This is a genomic window from Seonamhaeicola sp. ABD4_340 (assembly GCF_056312135.1).
The window spans coordinates 3,134,505-3,149,439 of record NZ_CM149981.1 but is presented as its reverse complement, the minus strand read 5'-3'; the positions used below and the strand labels follow the sequence as shown (position 1 = coordinate 3,149,439).

Sequence of the window (14,935 nt, the reverse complement as noted above, 5' to 3'; positions counted from 1 at the left end):
AAAGATTAAAAAGTCCTAAGTTACTTAGGACTTTTTTGTATTTTTAAATTTCATTCACATTAAATAACAATATAAATGTCTGTAAGCATACCAGAAGCCGTTTTCAAATTTTTAAAAACCTTAGAAAAAAACAACAATAGAGATTGGTTTAATGAACATAAAAAAGAATTTAAAGCTTTAGAAAAAGACGTAAAACAGGTATATGCTGGTATTTTTGATGCGCTTAACACCCACGACGATATAGATAAAATGAAACTGTTTAGAATATATAGAGACGTGCGTTTTTCAAAAAACAAACTACCATATAAAACCCATTTTGGAGGTTCGTTTAATAGAACAAAACCCAAATTACGCGGTGGTTACTATTTACACATACAACCCAACAACCAAAGTTTTATTGCCACAGGTTTTTGGGAGCCTGTTAAAGAAGATTTGTTGCGCATAAGAAAAGAGTTTGAAATGGATGATGAAGATATACGAGCCATATTAGCTAACAAAAAATTCAGTTCTGTTTGGGGCAATACCTTTGAAGGCGATGAAGTAAAAACAGCCCCCAAAGGTTTTAGTAAAGACCACAAAGCCATAGATTTAATAAAGAAAAAACAATACATTTTCACTAAAAAATATACTGATGCTCAAGTGTTATCGGCTACGTTTATTGATGATGTAAATGCATCATTTAAAGCAGTACGTCCGTTTTTTGACTACATGAGCGATGTGTTAACTACAGATTTAAATGGTGTTTCTTTAATTGAATAACCAAAGCTTATTTAATTCTTCAATATTTTAAAAGAATTATTTGCTATGGTAGCAATGTACATTGCAGGTTTTAAAGGGCTTAAATCTACATTGTTTTTATACGGTGAAATGGTAGTTTCCATAACTTTTTGTCCTGTAATTGTGTTTAATGTAAATGTTTCAGAATGTTTTAAATTTTTTATATGTAAAACATCTTTTGTTGGGTTAGGGTACAGGCTAAATGTATTTTTAGCAACATCGTTGGCAGAAAGTGCGCTTACAACTTCTAACTCTATATTATTAGCATTGTAGTTTACGGCAAAGGTTTTTGAGCCACCTAAATTTGGTAAAACTGTTGTGCTGAATGTACCGTTTACAACTGTGTTTGCCTGTAAAAAGGTTAATTTAGTACCAATTGCAGGATCATAACCATCAACCAAACGCACTTCTAAAATACCAGAAATAGATGCTGTTCCGCCAATCATAATTTTATCATAATCGTTATCTGCTTTTAAATCTATTTCAATTCTTGAAGAATTTTGCAATGTAGCATTATCATTTAAAGTATATGTGCCAATGGGGTTTGCAGGAAAAATGGTGTTGTAATTAGCATCAACCATTGTTTTAGGCGAAATTCTGTTTGTAAAACTATTATTACCTGTATGTGATACATTATTTCCCATTAAATAAAATACGCTATTACTAAACGTTATGGTGCCAACATCATTAATAATGGTATTATTATTAGTAAAAGTGTAGCTATTTATAATGTTTTCATTTGTAATAGTACCGTTATTTGAAATACTAGCGGTATTGGTATTGTTAATTGTACCTGTATTTACTAAGCTGCCACCAAACTCAATTTTAATAGATGATGTGTTGTTTAAAGTAGATTCAATTTTAGTTATACCAGCATTTTTAGTAACTAAAGATGAGTTGTTATCAAAAGTTGATTTAAAAATAGCCGTTCCTTCATTTGTAAATACCGATGTGCTTGTTACTGTATTATTAAAAGTTGAGTTACCAAAATTTGAAAAAAGCGAATTATTAGTAAACGTTCCGTTGCAAATAAATTCACCAACAATATTAAAATTTGAAGCGTTTTTTATAGAGCCATCAACTGTAATTTTTCCATAAATAGATGTAGGGGTATCTATGGTTATACTAGATCCTGATGGAATTGTTACCGTGTATGATTGGGTTACCATAGTTCCAGGATATGAAGGCGACCAATTAGCCGTATCTGTCCAATAACCAGTACCACTGTACGTGTAGTTAAAATTTACTTGTGCATTAAATTGTAATGTAAAAATACATAGCGAAAAAAATAGTAGTGTTCTCATAGTTAGTAGGTTTAGGGCGTTCTACTTAAAAATGTAAAGGTTAAATACTTTAATATTTGATTACAAAACTTTAGGTACTACTAATTTCTAAAAACAGTAAAATAAAATATGTTAAAGAGGTTTAAATATCGATGAAATGTCTTGTTTTTTTCGCTGAAATGCAAATAAATTGGTTTAAATGATTTTTTTAGAAGAAAAATAGTAAAATTTAAACAGCTTTTAATAAATCAGGTTTTTCAAAAAGTTGAATTTGACTAAGCAACCTATCTTTTACTAAATTCATCATACGTTTATTTAAAGCCGAAGAATTTTTAATGTACAACGTATATTCTTCAATGGTGAACATGCCAATAATCATACCTTTAACAGAGTTTCTAAATTTCATGTCTTTATGTATGGCATTTTCAATATAATCAATACGCTTTTGCATGGTTAATTCATAAAACACAGCCTTGTGTTTACTAATATAATTTTTAAAAACAGCTATTAACAAATCATTTTGAAGTTTAATTACAGGTCTTAAAACTGAATTTTGAAAACGCTCGTCGCTGCTCATATTATCATTTACTTTTGATGAAGCAATTTCAGGGCGCATGCTTTTTAGGTTAATGTCTCGTGGGCTCATTTTTGTAGTTTTAATAAAATTATTAATTATAATGGCATATAAACATTGAGGTAAATATAGTTTTCAACGGTATTATTAACAATTAAATTATTGTAATTTTACCATGTATTAAATATTATCTTTTTATGAAGTTTGGAAGTGTTAGCAACCCGCAAGACATTAATTTTACCTTACCACCAGATCATCCAAAAACAAAATCTGTTTTAAATAGTGTGATAGATGACAATATACCTGAAATATTTGTAGGGTGTGCTAAATGGAATAGGGCAGATTTAAAAGGGTTTTATCCAAGAGGCACAAAAGATGAATTAGCATACTATTCAAAACAGTTTAATGCCATTGAGTTAAATGCCACTTTTTATAGAATATTTCCAGCAGAACAGTTTGCTAAGTGGTATGATAAAACACCTGCTAACTTTAAGTTTTTTCCAAAATTAAATCAAGAAATTAGCCATTGGAAACGCTTAAATGATACAAAAGAAGTAGTAGAACATTATTTATACAATGCTTCAAACTTAAAAGAAAAATTAGGTACTATATTTTTACAAATGCACAATAATTTTGCGCCCAAAGATTTTGATAGAGTAGTTAATTTTGTTGAAACGTGGCCAAAAGAAGTGCCTTTAGCCTTAGAGTTTCGTCATACAAATTGGTATAATGATAATGTTGTTGCTAACGAATTGTTTCAACTATTAGAAACCAATAATATATCTAATGTAATTGTAGATACAGCTGGTAGGCGAGATTTACTTCATATGCGTTTAACCAATGCTACAGCTTTTGTACGCTATGTTGGCGCAAACCATGAGAGTGATTATACGCGTTTAAATGATTGGGTTGCGCGCCTTAAAACGTGGCAAGATCAAGGTATTAAAGAAATAGATTTTTTTATTCATCAAAATATAGAAAAAGAATCTCCATTATTATCGGCTTATTTCATTAAAGAACTTAATAAAACATTGGGTTGCTCATTAAAAATTCCTAATGAAGATGAACAACAAGCATTATTTTAAAAGGTATACAATACATCTTCAAAACAATAAAACAATACACACATATGAGATTTCACACCAGAAAATGGATTAAACCTGAAGATTTAAATGCAAATGGCACCTTATTTGGTGGCCGCTTATTAGAATGGATAGACGAAGAAGCTGCACTTTACACCATTATACAATTAGAAAACCAAAAAGTAGTTACAAAGTATATAAGTGAAATAGATTTTAAAGCATCTGCACGCCAAGGCGATATAATAGAAATAGGTATTGATGTTGTAAAGTTTGGCAAAGCTTCACTTACATTAAGCTGCGAAGTTAGAAATAAAATGACTCATGAAACCATTATTACGGTAGCAAGTATTGTAATGGTAAACCTTGGTAAAGACGGTAAAGCTTTGCCACACGGAAAAACCAAAGTAGAATATGTTGCCGATAGATTAAAATAGTAAACATAAAATTAGCTTATTTTTAAAATTTTATTTTTTGGCTTTCGTAAAATAATGCACCAATTTATCTTGTAAAATTTTCAGCAAACACGCTATTTTATTGAACTTATTAGCGATTTGCTTAAAATGATTAACAATTATACAAAAATGTTGACTATCGTATCAGAGATTCTCGGTTTTCCTAGTAAAACAAGCTATATTTTATAAATTTGGCAAAAATTAATTCAAAACATTTTATGAGCAAAACACTGTTTGATAAAGTATGGGATTCCCATGTTGTTAGAAAAATAGAAGATGGTCCAGACGTATTTTTTATAGACCGTCATTTTATTCACGAAGTTACCAGTCCTGTAGCCTTTGTTGGTTTAAAAAGTCGTGGTATTGGCGTAATGTATCCTGAAAAAACATTTGCTACTGCCGATCATAACACACCAACTTGGAATCAACATTTACCAGTGGCAGATCCATTATCTGCAAATCAACTTGAAGCTTTAGCTAACAATGCTGAAGAACATGGTATTTCTCACTGGGGTTTAGGTCACAGAAATAATGGTATTGTTCATATTGTTGGTCCTGAAAATGGTATTACATTACCAGGTTCAACTATTGTTTGTGGAGACTCACATACATCAACACACGGTGCTTTTGGCGCAATAGCCTTTGGTATTGGTACTTCTGAAGTAGAAATGGTATTATCTACACAATGTATCATGCAACCAAAACCTAAAAAAATGCGTATTAACGTAAATGGTAAATTAGGCTTTGGTGTTACACCTAAAGATGTTGCTTTATATATTATTTCAAAACAAACAACATCAGGTGCTACAGGCTATTTTGTAGAGTATGCTGGCGATGTTTTTGAGGATATGACTATGGAAGGCCGTATGACTGTTTGTAACCTTTCAATAGAAATGGGAGCACGTGGAGGTATGATTGCTCCTGATGAAAAAACTTTTGAATACATAAAAGGTAGAAAGCATACACCAAAAGGAGCCGATTGGGATAAGGCTATGGAATACTGGCAAACACTTTACACCGAAGATGGTGCAGCGTTTGATGCCGAATTTAATTATGACGCAGCCGATATTGAACCAATGATTACTTACGGTACTAACCCGGGTATGGGTATTGGTGTTACAAAATCAATTCCTAATGCTAATGAAGTTGAAGGTGGTGAAGCTACCTATAAAAAATCATTAGGTTACATGAAGTTTAACGAAGGTGACAATATGATTGGCAAACCTGTTGACTATGTGTTTCTTGGTTCATGTACAAACGGACGTATTGAAGATTTTAGAGCCTTTTGTTCTATAATTGAAGGACGCCAAAAAGCTGAGAATATAACCGCTTGGTTAGTACCAGGATCTCACAAAGTAGTCGACCAAATAAAAGAAGAAGGTTTAGATAAAATTTTAGAAGCTGCAGGATTTGTATTAAGAGAACCAGGTTGTTCGGCATGTTTAGCAATGAACGATGATAAAGTTCCTGCTGGTAAATTAGCAGTATCTACTTCTAATAGAAACTTTGAAGGACGCCAAGGACCAGGTTCAAGAACCTTATTAGCATCTCCATTAGTAGCAGCAGCAACAGCTGTTGAAGGTGTAGTTACAGATCCAAGAACAATATTAGAAACAGCTTAAATAGCTACTAGCTTTTGGCTATTGGCCATCAGCAAATAAAATATAAATTATAAGTTTGCCAATAGCATATAGCTAAAGGCCAAAAGAAAATAAAACATGGCTTACGATAAATTTGAAGTACTAACAAGTACAGCATATCCATTACCAATAGAAAATGTAGATACAGACCAAATTATACCTGCACGTTTTTTAAAAGCAACAGAGCGTAAAGGGTTTGGTGATAACTTTTTTAGAGATTGGAGATATGATTCTGAAGGAAATCCTATTGCAGATTTTCCTTTAAATGATACAAAATACGCTGGTTCTAAAATATTAGTTGGTGGTAAAAATTTTGGCTCAGGGTCTTCAAGAGAGCACGCAGCATGGTCTGTGTATGATTTTGGCTTACGTTGCGTAATTTCATCGTTTTTTGCAGATATTTTTAGAAATAACTGTTTAAATATTGGCGTTTTGCCAGTACAAGTATCTGCTGAATTTGCTCAAAAATTATTTGATGCAATTGAAGCAAACCCAAAAGCTGAAATTAAAGTAGATTTACCAAACCAAACTGTAACGTTGGTAGCAACAGGTGAATCTGAATCTTTTGATATTAACGGTTACAAAAAAGGCAATATGCTTAATGGTTTTGATGATATTGATTATCTTCAAAATATGAAAGAAGAAATTGCTGCTTTTGGAGAAACTAGACCGTTTTAAATAAACCTTTTTAATTTTTGTCATTCAACATCAAAATAAATCATCTTTTTAAAATTTGATAAACTTTTTATGCTGAATGACATTTAATTTTTCTACAAAACATTATGCACAATAAGCATATAGAAATAATGGACACGACATTGCGTGATGGTGAACAAACCTCAAGCGTGTCGTTTTCTGCTTCCGAAAAATTAACCATAGCAAAACTATTACTAGAAGAACTTAAAGTAAATAGAATAGAAGTAGCATCGGCCAGAGTATCTGAAGGCGAATTTCAAGCCGTAAAAGTTATAACAAATTGGGCAAGAGAACATGGTTATTTAAATGCTGTTGAAGTTTTAGCGTTTGTAGATAATGGTGTTTCTATTGATTGGATAGTTAAAGCAGGAGCAAGAGTTCAAAATTTGTTAACTAAAGGTTCACTTAATCATTTAACTCATCAACTTAAAAAAACACCTAGTCAGCATTTTAAAGAAATTGAAAATGTAATAAACAATGCTTCAGAACAAGGTGTTGCAACTAACATTTATTTAGAAGATTGGAGTAATGGCATGCGTAATTCTAAAGACTATGTTTTTCAGTTTTTAGAGTTTTTAACCACACAAAATGTTAAGCGTATAATGTTACCTGATACTTTAGGCGTTTTAACTCCTAAAGAATCTTTTGATTTTATTGCTGAAATTAAAACAAAATTCCCTCATTTACATTTTGATTTCCACCCGCATAACGATTATGATTTGGGTGTTTCAAATGCTATGGAGGCTTTAAAGGCCGGTGCCGATGGTTTGCATTTAACCGTAAATGGTATGGGAGAGCGTGCGGGTAACGCACCCATGGCAAGTACCGTTGCTGTAATAAATGATTTTATGCCAGAAATTAACATAGATGTTAATGAAAAAGTACTTTACACTGTTAGTAAACTGGTAGAGAATTTTTCTGGCGTAATGATACCTGCAAACAAACCTGTAATTGGTGCTAATGTGTTTACGCAAACCGCTGGTATTCATGCAGATGGAGATAATAAAAACAATCTTTATTTTAGTGAATTATCGCCAGAACGTTTTGGTAGAACACGCCAATACGCACTAGGTAAAGCTTCTGGTAAAGCTAATATTCAAAAGAATTTACAAGAATTAGGGCTTCAGTTAAATGATGAGGAAATAAAAAAAGTAACACAACGAATTATTGAATTAGGAGATAAAAAACAAGTTGTTACTAAAGAAGATTTACCATACATTATTTCTGATGTTTTAGATAGTGGTTCTTATGAAGAGAAAGTGAAAATTGAATCGTACGTGTTAACACATTCAAAAGGCTTAAAACCTTCAACAACAGTAGCTATTTCTATTGAAAGTGAAAAGTTTGAAGAAAATGCACAAGGTGACGGACAATTTGATGCTTTTATGAATGCCATTAAAAAAATATTCAAAAAGAAAAACATCACTTTACCACAATTAACAGATTACGCAGTGAGAATTCCTCCTGGAAGTAAATCTGATGCGCTTTGTGAAACCATTATAACTTGGAAAAACCAAAATAAAGAGTTTAAAACACGTGGCTTAGATTCAGATCAAACGGTTTCAGCTATCAAAGCCACAGAAAAAATGCTCAATATTATAAATAATTAAGATAAAACTATAAAAATAAACACATGAAATTAAACATAGCACTTTTAGCAGGTGATGGTATTGGACCAGAAGTTATAGACCAAGCCGTAAAAGTAAGTGATGCGGTAGCAGCTAAATTTGGACATGATATTACTTGGAAACCAGCGTTAACAGGTGCCGCAGCTATTGATGCCGTTGGTGAGCCTTACCCAGATGAAACCCATGAAATTTGTAAATCTTCTGATGCTGTTTTGTTTGGTGCTATTGGAGACCCAAAGTATGATAATGATCCTTCTGCACCTGTACGCCCAGAGCAAGGGTTGTTAAAAATGCGTAAAGCCTTGGGTTTATTTGCTAATGTGCGCCCAACATTTGTGTTTCCTTCGTTATTAGATAAATCACCATTGAAAAAGGAACGTATTGAAGGTACTGATTTAGTGTTTTTACGTGAGTTAACTGGTGGTATTTATTTTGGTGAAAAGGGTAGAAGAGATGATAGAAATACAGCCTATGATAATTGTGTTTATACAAAAGATGAAGTAACGCGTTTAGCACGAAAAGGTTTTGAATTAGCTATGACGCGCTCTAAACGTTTATGCTGTGTAGATAAAGCAAATGTACTTGAAACATCTCGTTTATGGCGTGAAACTGTTCAAGGTTTAGAAGCAGAATACCCTGAGGTTACTGTATCTTATGAATTTGTTGATGCTGTAGCAATGCGTTTGGTACAATGGCCATCAGATTATGATGTGTTAATTACTGAAAACTTATTTGGTGATATTTTAACTGATGAAGCCTCTGTAATTTCAGGATCAATGGGTTTAATGCCTTCTGCGTCTTTAGGGTCTGATATTGGTTTATTTGAACCAATTCACGGGTCTTACCCGCAAGCTGCTGGGAAAAATATTGCAAACCCAATGGCAACAGTTTTATCGGCTGCTATGATGTTTGAAAATTTTGGTTTAGCTGAAGAAGGAAAAACTATTAGAGATGCTGTAAATAAAGCGTTAAATGAAGGTGTTGTAACTGAAGATTTATCAGATGGTGCAAAAGCTTACGGAACTAAAGAAGTAGGCGATTGGTTGGCCGCAAACATATAAATAATAACTAAATAGACAACTAACTAACACTTGAAAAGACCTGTCAATTTTTTATTGATGGGTCTTTTTTTTATGCGTTAAACAAGATGCGTTTTTCTTTTATTTAACGCGGTATGCTTTTATTAAGTCATTTATTTTAATGTCTAAATTAGATTTAACATCTCTATAACGGGCAACGTTTATAGGGTAGTTTTTTAAAAAATCTGGATATACCATATAAATATCTTCAGTATTTATATTTTGAATTAAATCAAAAACGTTTGCAAAAAGAAAATCGTTTGTGGTTAAATTCTCTTTTTTAGCTGTAGCTTCGGGTATTAAATCTCCTTGTATATAACCTTTTACACTTTTAGCAACATAATAGCTGCCTAAATGTTTAAAGTTTCCTAAAACAATGGTTTCAGGTTTAAATAAATTTCGTCTTAACTTATATTTATTTCCTTTAGTAGTTACAACTTTACTTGGTACACGTTCATATTTTCGTGTGGTTCTTAAAATACGATGTGAAGTAGCTAACCTTTTACTAACATCATCAATATTAATTATTTTATTTATTTGTGATTTAGTTTTACCAGCCTTTACAAGTTTTGATATTTTTGAACTGTCATTTTGAGCTTTTTTATAATAAGCCAATGCTTTTTTATAATAAGCTGTTAAGCGCTTTGTGGCAGGAATTGTTGTAATGGTTGAAGCGCCTTTTTCGTTAAGTATTTCATATACATAAGGAGAACTGCCTTCTTTTTCAACCATTAAAGCATTAAAATCTTTGTGAAAAACAAAATCTACATTTTGAGCTTCACAATAAAAAAAGCTTAATAATAGAATGGGGATAAAACTTAAAAACTTCATATTTTATTAAAAATAAGTAGGTAAATTAAACAAAAATAATTAAAAATTTTCAAACATACAGATTAACAACTTTATTTTGAGAAGGTTGAACTACTGGGTAATTCAAAAATTTCTAATTCAAAAAATGGAATAGCAGCAATGACGTGGTCAAAAATATCAGCTAAAATATACTCATAATTAACCCATCGTTTATCACTGCTAAACGCATAAATTTCAATAGGTAAACCTTGAGATGTTGGCTGTAGCTGGCGCACCATTACCGTCATATCTTTATTTATAGCTGAATGTTGTTCAATATATGTTTGAACATATTTTCTAAAAACACCAATGTTGGTTAAATTTCTGCCGTTTATGGCTAATGTTTTGTTGGCCTTATGCTGCTCGTTATGTTTATTAATGTCTTTTTGTCTTGTATTTAAATAGCTTTCTAGTAATTGGATGCTTTTAAGTTTTTCAACAGTTTCAGGGGTTAAAAACTTAATGCTATCTGTTTTTATGTTTATGGAACGCTTAATACGTCTGCCTTCAGAACTTGTCATTCCGCGCCAGTTTTTAAACGATTCAGATATGAGAGCGTACGTAGGAATGGTGGTTATTGTTTTGTCGAAATTTTGAACTTTTACGGTAGCTAGAGTGATTTCGGTTACATCGCCATCGGCTCCAAATTTTTCAAAAGTTACCCAATCTCCAATTCTAACCATGTCATTTATAGATACTTGTATGCTTGCAACAAAGCCTAAAATGGTATCTTTAAAAACTAAAATTATAACTGCTGAAATAGCGCCAAGACCGGTTAAAAATTTTAAAAATGGAATGCCCGTAATAATGGCAATGGCAGACATAATACCACCTAACCAAGCAAAAATCATAAAAACTTGTATGTAGCTTGCAATGGGTTTGTCCTTTAAACTAGGTAATGTTTTTAAAAAATCTTTTGCGGTGTGTAGTAAGCTTCTAACAATCCATAATGTTAAAACAATAGCAAAAACTTGTACGCCTTTTTCAACATAAATTTCAAACGTTTCAAAATGAAAAAATACTATGGGTATAAATTCTAATGCTAGTAAAAGCGGAATGATGTGTGCTATATTTCTAGGTACTTTGTTTTCAACAAGCAAATCATCAAAATTAGATTTAGATGCTTGAGCAAAACGCATAAACATTTGCAGTAAAATTTTTCTAATTATAAAATCTACTACAAAAACAACTATTATAGCTACTACCAAAAGTGCTAGCATGTTTAAATACTTTGCTGTAGCAACCTGCACACCTTGTTCAATTAGGTAATTATAAAGTAATAGTTTTATGTTATTCATGGTTTAATTAGGGCTTTTTAATAATTTTCTTTCAACATAAAACGTGCCAAACGGAATTATTGAAGCTATTAACACCGTAATAAATTGTTTGTTATTCCATTTAAAATCTGGTTTTATTATGAAAGCTAAAACAATATAAAGCATAAATAAAATACCGTGTGGCATGCCTAATAGTTTTACATATTGCGGATCTCCAGAAAGGTATTTAATTGGCGTTGCAATAAACAGAAGTAGCAGGTATGAAACGCCTTCTAAAAAGGCAACTAGCCTAAATATATTAAGTAGTGAAAACATGTGTTATTTTTTCACAAAAATAAGGTTTAAAGTTGTAAATAAGTACTAAATACTAAACAACATTAAAAATTATAAGGCCATAAATAGCAAAGCGTAACAAGCGTAATGACCCATAAATTACTACGTTTTTAAATGGAAAATTAATGATGCCCGCAGCCATACATGAAATTGAAAAGGGTAGTGGTAGCAAAGCGCCAACAATTATTAAAAAACCGCCCCATTTTTTGGAGTTTTTTAGCTGTTTTTCCATTTTGTTTTGCAAGTAGTTGTGCACTCTGGGGATTTTAGTTATAAAATCTCCAATATAATACGATACTAAACCGCCAGCATATGATAATAATGCTAAAATGCTTAAATATAGCCATGGGTTATGTAATTTACCAGACCATGCAATAAATATTTCTGGTGGCACTAAACCTAATAGGGTTTCTGAAACAAAGAAAAATAATAAAACGCCATAAACAGGCAGTATTTGCGTTAGTTTTACAAGAGCTTCATTAATATTAAAAAAGTGATTTACCACGTAAATTGCTGCAACGGCAATAATAATATAAGGCAAAGCTTTTAAAACACTTTTACCAACAAAGTTATAAAAGCCTGTATAGCTGTAGTATTGGTGCAGTAAATGCAAACGCGATTTACGTTCTGTTTTAGACTTTTCTTTAGGTTTCATGGTATAGTACACTAATTTAAGGCCTGCAAATTTAGTTTCTTTTTTTTGGTTGCTAAAGAAATATATTACGTTTATCAAATTTTTAACACAAAAAGCCTTGAAGTCTATGTGTTTATTGAGGTTTTTCTAAAGTACTGATCGTCGTAAAGCTTTTCAAAAGGAATAATAATATGTTTGTTTTTGTAGGGTTTTAGTTGATGTGCTGCATTGAAACCGCAACCCGTATAAATTTTTAAGGCGTGCTTAAAATATAAGTTTACAGGATATATATTATTGAATATTTTAAATTTAGGGTGTTTATACTTTAAATTAACTTGAGTAAAAACGGCAACAATAATATTTCCCTGTAAACACTCATTTTTTACAACTAAACCACAAAGTTTTAGCACATCATTTTTACCGCCAGAATGTACTATCACTATATAAGGTGAAGCTGAAAATACTATGTTTTTTTGAGGAACAGACTCATTTATACTTAATGTTTCTGTGCTTTTTGAATGTTTTAAAATCCAGTTATAATGATTGGTGTATAGTTTTTCTAAAAGTAGTGTTTTGCTAAAGATAATTTGGTTTTGTGGTTGAATGCTTTTTAAATAAAAAGACCATTTTAAAACTCTAGAAATATAAATATAGTTTATGTTAGGGTGTTTTTTGTAAATAGTAATTAGCTCGCCTTTTAATCCAAAAGGAAACGCATCAATATAAAATGAGGTTATTTTATGCTGTTTAATGCAGGTTGTTATAATTTCAGTCCAACTTAAAGTATCATCTTGCCATGATAAACCAATAAAAGTGTAATTAAAATACTTTGTAAAAGTTAAAGGCGCTATAATTATTACATTGTTTTGAGGGATTTCAAGTTGTTTAACTAAAGTGTCTATTCTAGTTAAATGCCCCAAACCGCCACCTTGGGCATAAAACACATGCATTAATAGCCTTTTAGAATTAATTCCTTTATAATTATTTCCTTTTGGTTATTTGGAATACTTGGTATTTTAGAAATTAAAAGACTTGCAGAATAGTTTTGATTAAAAAACTCTGGAGATGCATTTTCAACAGAAACTATTTGTTCATTTTTTTCTAAATTATAAGAAGTTCTGGCAAGTGTAACATCGTTTTTTACCAATTTTGCTTTTTTAGTATCAGTGAATTTTATTTCAAACGGATTTAAATTTTCTTCATTATCACTTATTTTTATTTTGTTTTCGTACAGTTTAATTTTCCAAAGTAAATCAGAATTAGCTGTTCTTAATTTAAAACCATCAGATTTGTATTTAATTTCAAAAACTACATTGCCGCTAGTGTTGTAGTATTTTTTCTTATCTGCCTTAGTCATTTTAGACGTGTATGTTTCCGAAGCACTATTTATGGATGTTTTCGATGTTTCAGAACTTGCATTTGTTGTATTTGTATTTTGCTTACAAGCGGTAATTAGAATAATAAAAAAAATGCTTACTAATAATTGATTTGTTTTTTTAACTTTCATAAGAATGGATGTTTTCTATAATTTTTAAATAGTTTGATATTTCTGTTTCAGGTGTGTAATTTGTATTTATTTCATGATGTAAAACACTCGTTTTTTGTTGAACAACATCAATAGTGGTTGAGTGAAATGTATTTAAAGTGTTTATTAATGATTCTTCTTTTAACGAATTGAAAATAAAAGAATTGCTGTTATTTAAAACATCTGGAATTCCGCCAGCGTTTGAAGCTATTATTGGCACTTTTAAAACTGCAGCTTCAAAAATTACGTTGGGCATACCGTCATAAATTGAAGGAATAGCAACGGCATTGCAAAGTAAATAATTTGCTATCAAATCTGTTTTAGATTCGGGCTTCGCAATTGAAAAAGGAATATTTAATTTATTTAAAAGCCCTGTAATGTGTGGCTCAACTTCGCCAACAAAATGTAAATGTACACGTTTGTAAAGTGCGGATTTTTTTAAACCACTAATAAAAAAATCGATACCTTTTTTCTGTTTTAAATACCCTATAAAACCTATAATGGTTGCATGCTTGGAGCTATTAATTTTTTCATGGAGTGTTTTAGCTAAATCTAAATCAGATTTTAATGTTTTCCAATGGTTAGTATCTATGGCATTTGGCGTAAAAAATACGTTATTATTGAGTTTAAGAGCCTTAATACGGTTTACCTTTTCTTTTGATACGCAAGCAATAGCAGTTGCGTTTTCAATAGCAAACAATACATCTTGTTTTTTTTGTGAAAAAATAGCGGTGTCAAAATCATTACCTCTAAAACAAATAAGCAATGGTTGTTTTAACCATTTAGCAATTAAGGGCAAGCCTTTTAAACATAAATGACTGCCGTAGGCCACTAAAGCACTACTTTTTGAAATTTGAGTGTTAATATTTAAATAAGTCCATAACGTGTTTAAAGTATGTGCGCTGTCTTCAAAAACAGGGATAGCGGTGTAATTACCGTTTACTTGCGCTACGGTTTCAAAAGCTTTTAGTTTATTTGTGAAGTGATAAATGTTTACTGTATGGTGTTTTCTTAAATTATCAATAATTCTGTCACAGCTTCTAGCCATACCGCCTTTATTTGGCGGGTAATTTTCTGTAAACCAGCTTATAACCATGCGTTATTTA

At 31.3% G+C, this 14,935-nt stretch carries 16 protein-coding genes; 7 read left to right on the top strand and 9 right to left on the bottom strand.

All coding sequences use genetic code 11. From position 1 onward, the window contains the following. Positions 1-75 precede the first annotated feature (75 nt). On the top strand, positions 76-759 hold the full coding sequence (locus ACYX4H_RS13550) for a DUF2461 domain-containing protein (protein WP_476236819.1): 684 nt from the start codon (positions 76-78) through the stop codon (positions 757-759). A gap of 11 nt (positions 760-770) precedes the next feature. Here ACYX4H_RS13550 and ACYX4H_RS13545 read toward each other — a convergent pair whose 3' ends face one another. Together ACYX4H_RS13545 and ACYX4H_RS13540 are read right to left on the bottom strand one after the other, a co-directional pair. Then, complete coding sequence (locus ACYX4H_RS13545; RefSeq protein ID WP_476236818.1) at positions 771-2,081, bottom strand: T9SS type A sorting domain-containing protein; 1,311 nt, start codon at positions 2,079-2,081, stop codon at positions 771-773. A 208-nt stretch (positions 2,082-2,289) separates the two neighbouring features. Further along, complete coding sequence (locus tag ACYX4H_RS13540) at positions 2,290-2,706, bottom strand: glyoxalase (RefSeq protein WP_475296370.1); 417 nt, start codon at positions 2,704-2,706, stop codon at positions 2,290-2,292. Positions 2,707-2,831: 125 nt separating this feature from the next. Here ACYX4H_RS13540 and ACYX4H_RS13535 point away from each other — a divergent pair, with 125 nt between their 5' ends. From ACYX4H_RS13535 to leuB, 6 genes are all read left to right on the top strand, one after another. After that, positions 2,832-3,719 (top strand): DUF72 domain-containing protein, encoded by an 888-nt coding sequence (locus ACYX4H_RS13535; RefSeq protein ID WP_476236817.1) that lies wholly within the window; start codon positions 2,832-2,834, stop codon positions 3,717-3,719. 44 nt (positions 3,720-3,763) lie between these two features. Next, the gene (locus ACYX4H_RS13530) at positions 3,764-4,150 is read left to right on the top strand and encodes an acyl-CoA thioesterase (protein WP_147132975.1); all 387 of its coding nucleotides are present in this window, start codon (positions 3,764-3,766) and stop codon (positions 4,148-4,150) included. A gap of 236 nt (positions 4,151-4,386) precedes the next feature. Then, positions 4,387-5,790, top strand: coding sequence for a 3-isopropylmalate dehydratase large subunit (gene leuC, locus ACYX4H_RS13525; protein WP_475296368.1), 1,404 nt, complete (start codon positions 4,387-4,389; stop codon positions 5,788-5,790). 96 nt (positions 5,791-5,886) lie between these two features. Further along, positions 5,887-6,486, top strand: coding sequence for a 3-isopropylmalate dehydratase small subunit (gene leuD / locus ACYX4H_RS13520; protein WP_476236816.1), 600 nt, complete (start codon positions 5,887-5,889; stop codon positions 6,484-6,486). A gap of 104 nt (positions 6,487-6,590) precedes the next feature. Continuing rightward, positions 6,591-8,114, top strand: coding sequence for an alpha-isopropylmalate synthase regulatory domain-containing protein (locus tag ACYX4H_RS13515; RefSeq protein ID WP_476236815.1), 1,524 nt, complete (start codon positions 6,591-6,593; stop codon positions 8,112-8,114). 23 nt (positions 8,115-8,137) lie between these two features. Next, positions 8,138-9,193: a 3-isopropylmalate dehydrogenase gene (gene leuB, locus ACYX4H_RS13510; RefSeq protein ID WP_476236814.1), complete on the top strand. Its 1,056-nt coding sequence runs from the start codon at positions 8,138-8,140 to the stop codon at positions 9,191-9,193. A 99-nt stretch (positions 9,194-9,292) separates the two neighbouring features. Here the strand turns inward: leuB and ACYX4H_RS13505 are convergent, their stop codons facing one another. The 7 genes from ACYX4H_RS13505 to ACYX4H_RS13475 all read right to left on the bottom strand — a co-directional run bounded on the left by ACYX4H_RS13505 (position 9,293) and on the right by ACYX4H_RS13475 (position 14,925). After that, entirely contained in the window at positions 9,293-10,042 is a 750-nt protein-coding gene (locus ACYX4H_RS13505; protein WP_475296364.1) for a hypothetical protein, read from the bottom strand. A 71-nt stretch (positions 10,043-10,113) separates the two neighbouring features. Continuing rightward, on the bottom strand, positions 10,114-11,358 hold the full coding sequence (locus tag ACYX4H_RS13500) for a mechanosensitive ion channel family protein (protein WP_476236813.1): 1,245 nt from the start codon (positions 11,356-11,358) through the stop codon (positions 10,114-10,116). Positions 11,359-11,361: 3 nt separating this feature from the next. Next, positions 11,362-11,652, bottom strand: coding sequence for a DUF3817 domain-containing protein (locus ACYX4H_RS13495; protein ID WP_476236812.1), 291 nt, complete (start codon positions 11,650-11,652; stop codon positions 11,362-11,364). Between the two features lie 52 nt (positions 11,653-11,704). Beyond that, a complete protein-coding gene (locus ACYX4H_RS13490) occupies positions 11,705-12,403 on the bottom strand; it encodes a YqaA family protein (RefSeq protein WP_476236811.1) in 699 nt (232 codons plus the stop codon). A 26-nt stretch (positions 12,404-12,429) separates the two neighbouring features. Further along, positions 12,430-13,254 carry a hypothetical protein gene (locus ACYX4H_RS13485; RefSeq protein WP_476236809.1) on the bottom strand — a complete coding sequence of 275 codons (825 nt, stop codon included), beginning with the start codon at positions 13,252-13,254 and terminating at the stop codon, positions 12,430-12,432. After that, the gene (locus ACYX4H_RS13480; protein ID WP_476236808.1) at positions 13,254-13,811 is read right to left on the bottom strand and encodes a hypothetical protein; all 558 of its coding nucleotides are present in this window, start codon (positions 13,809-13,811) and stop codon (positions 13,254-13,256) included. The genes ACYX4H_RS13485 and ACYX4H_RS13480 overlap by 1 nt, the downstream gene beginning before the upstream one ends. Then, entirely contained in the window at positions 13,801-14,925 is a 1,125-nt protein-coding gene (locus ACYX4H_RS13475) for a glycosyltransferase family 4 protein (protein ID WP_475296358.1), read from the bottom strand. Before ACYX4H_RS13475 ends, ACYX4H_RS13480 begins: the two co-directional genes overlap by 11 nt. Positions 14,926-14,935: the final 10 nt, after the last annotated feature.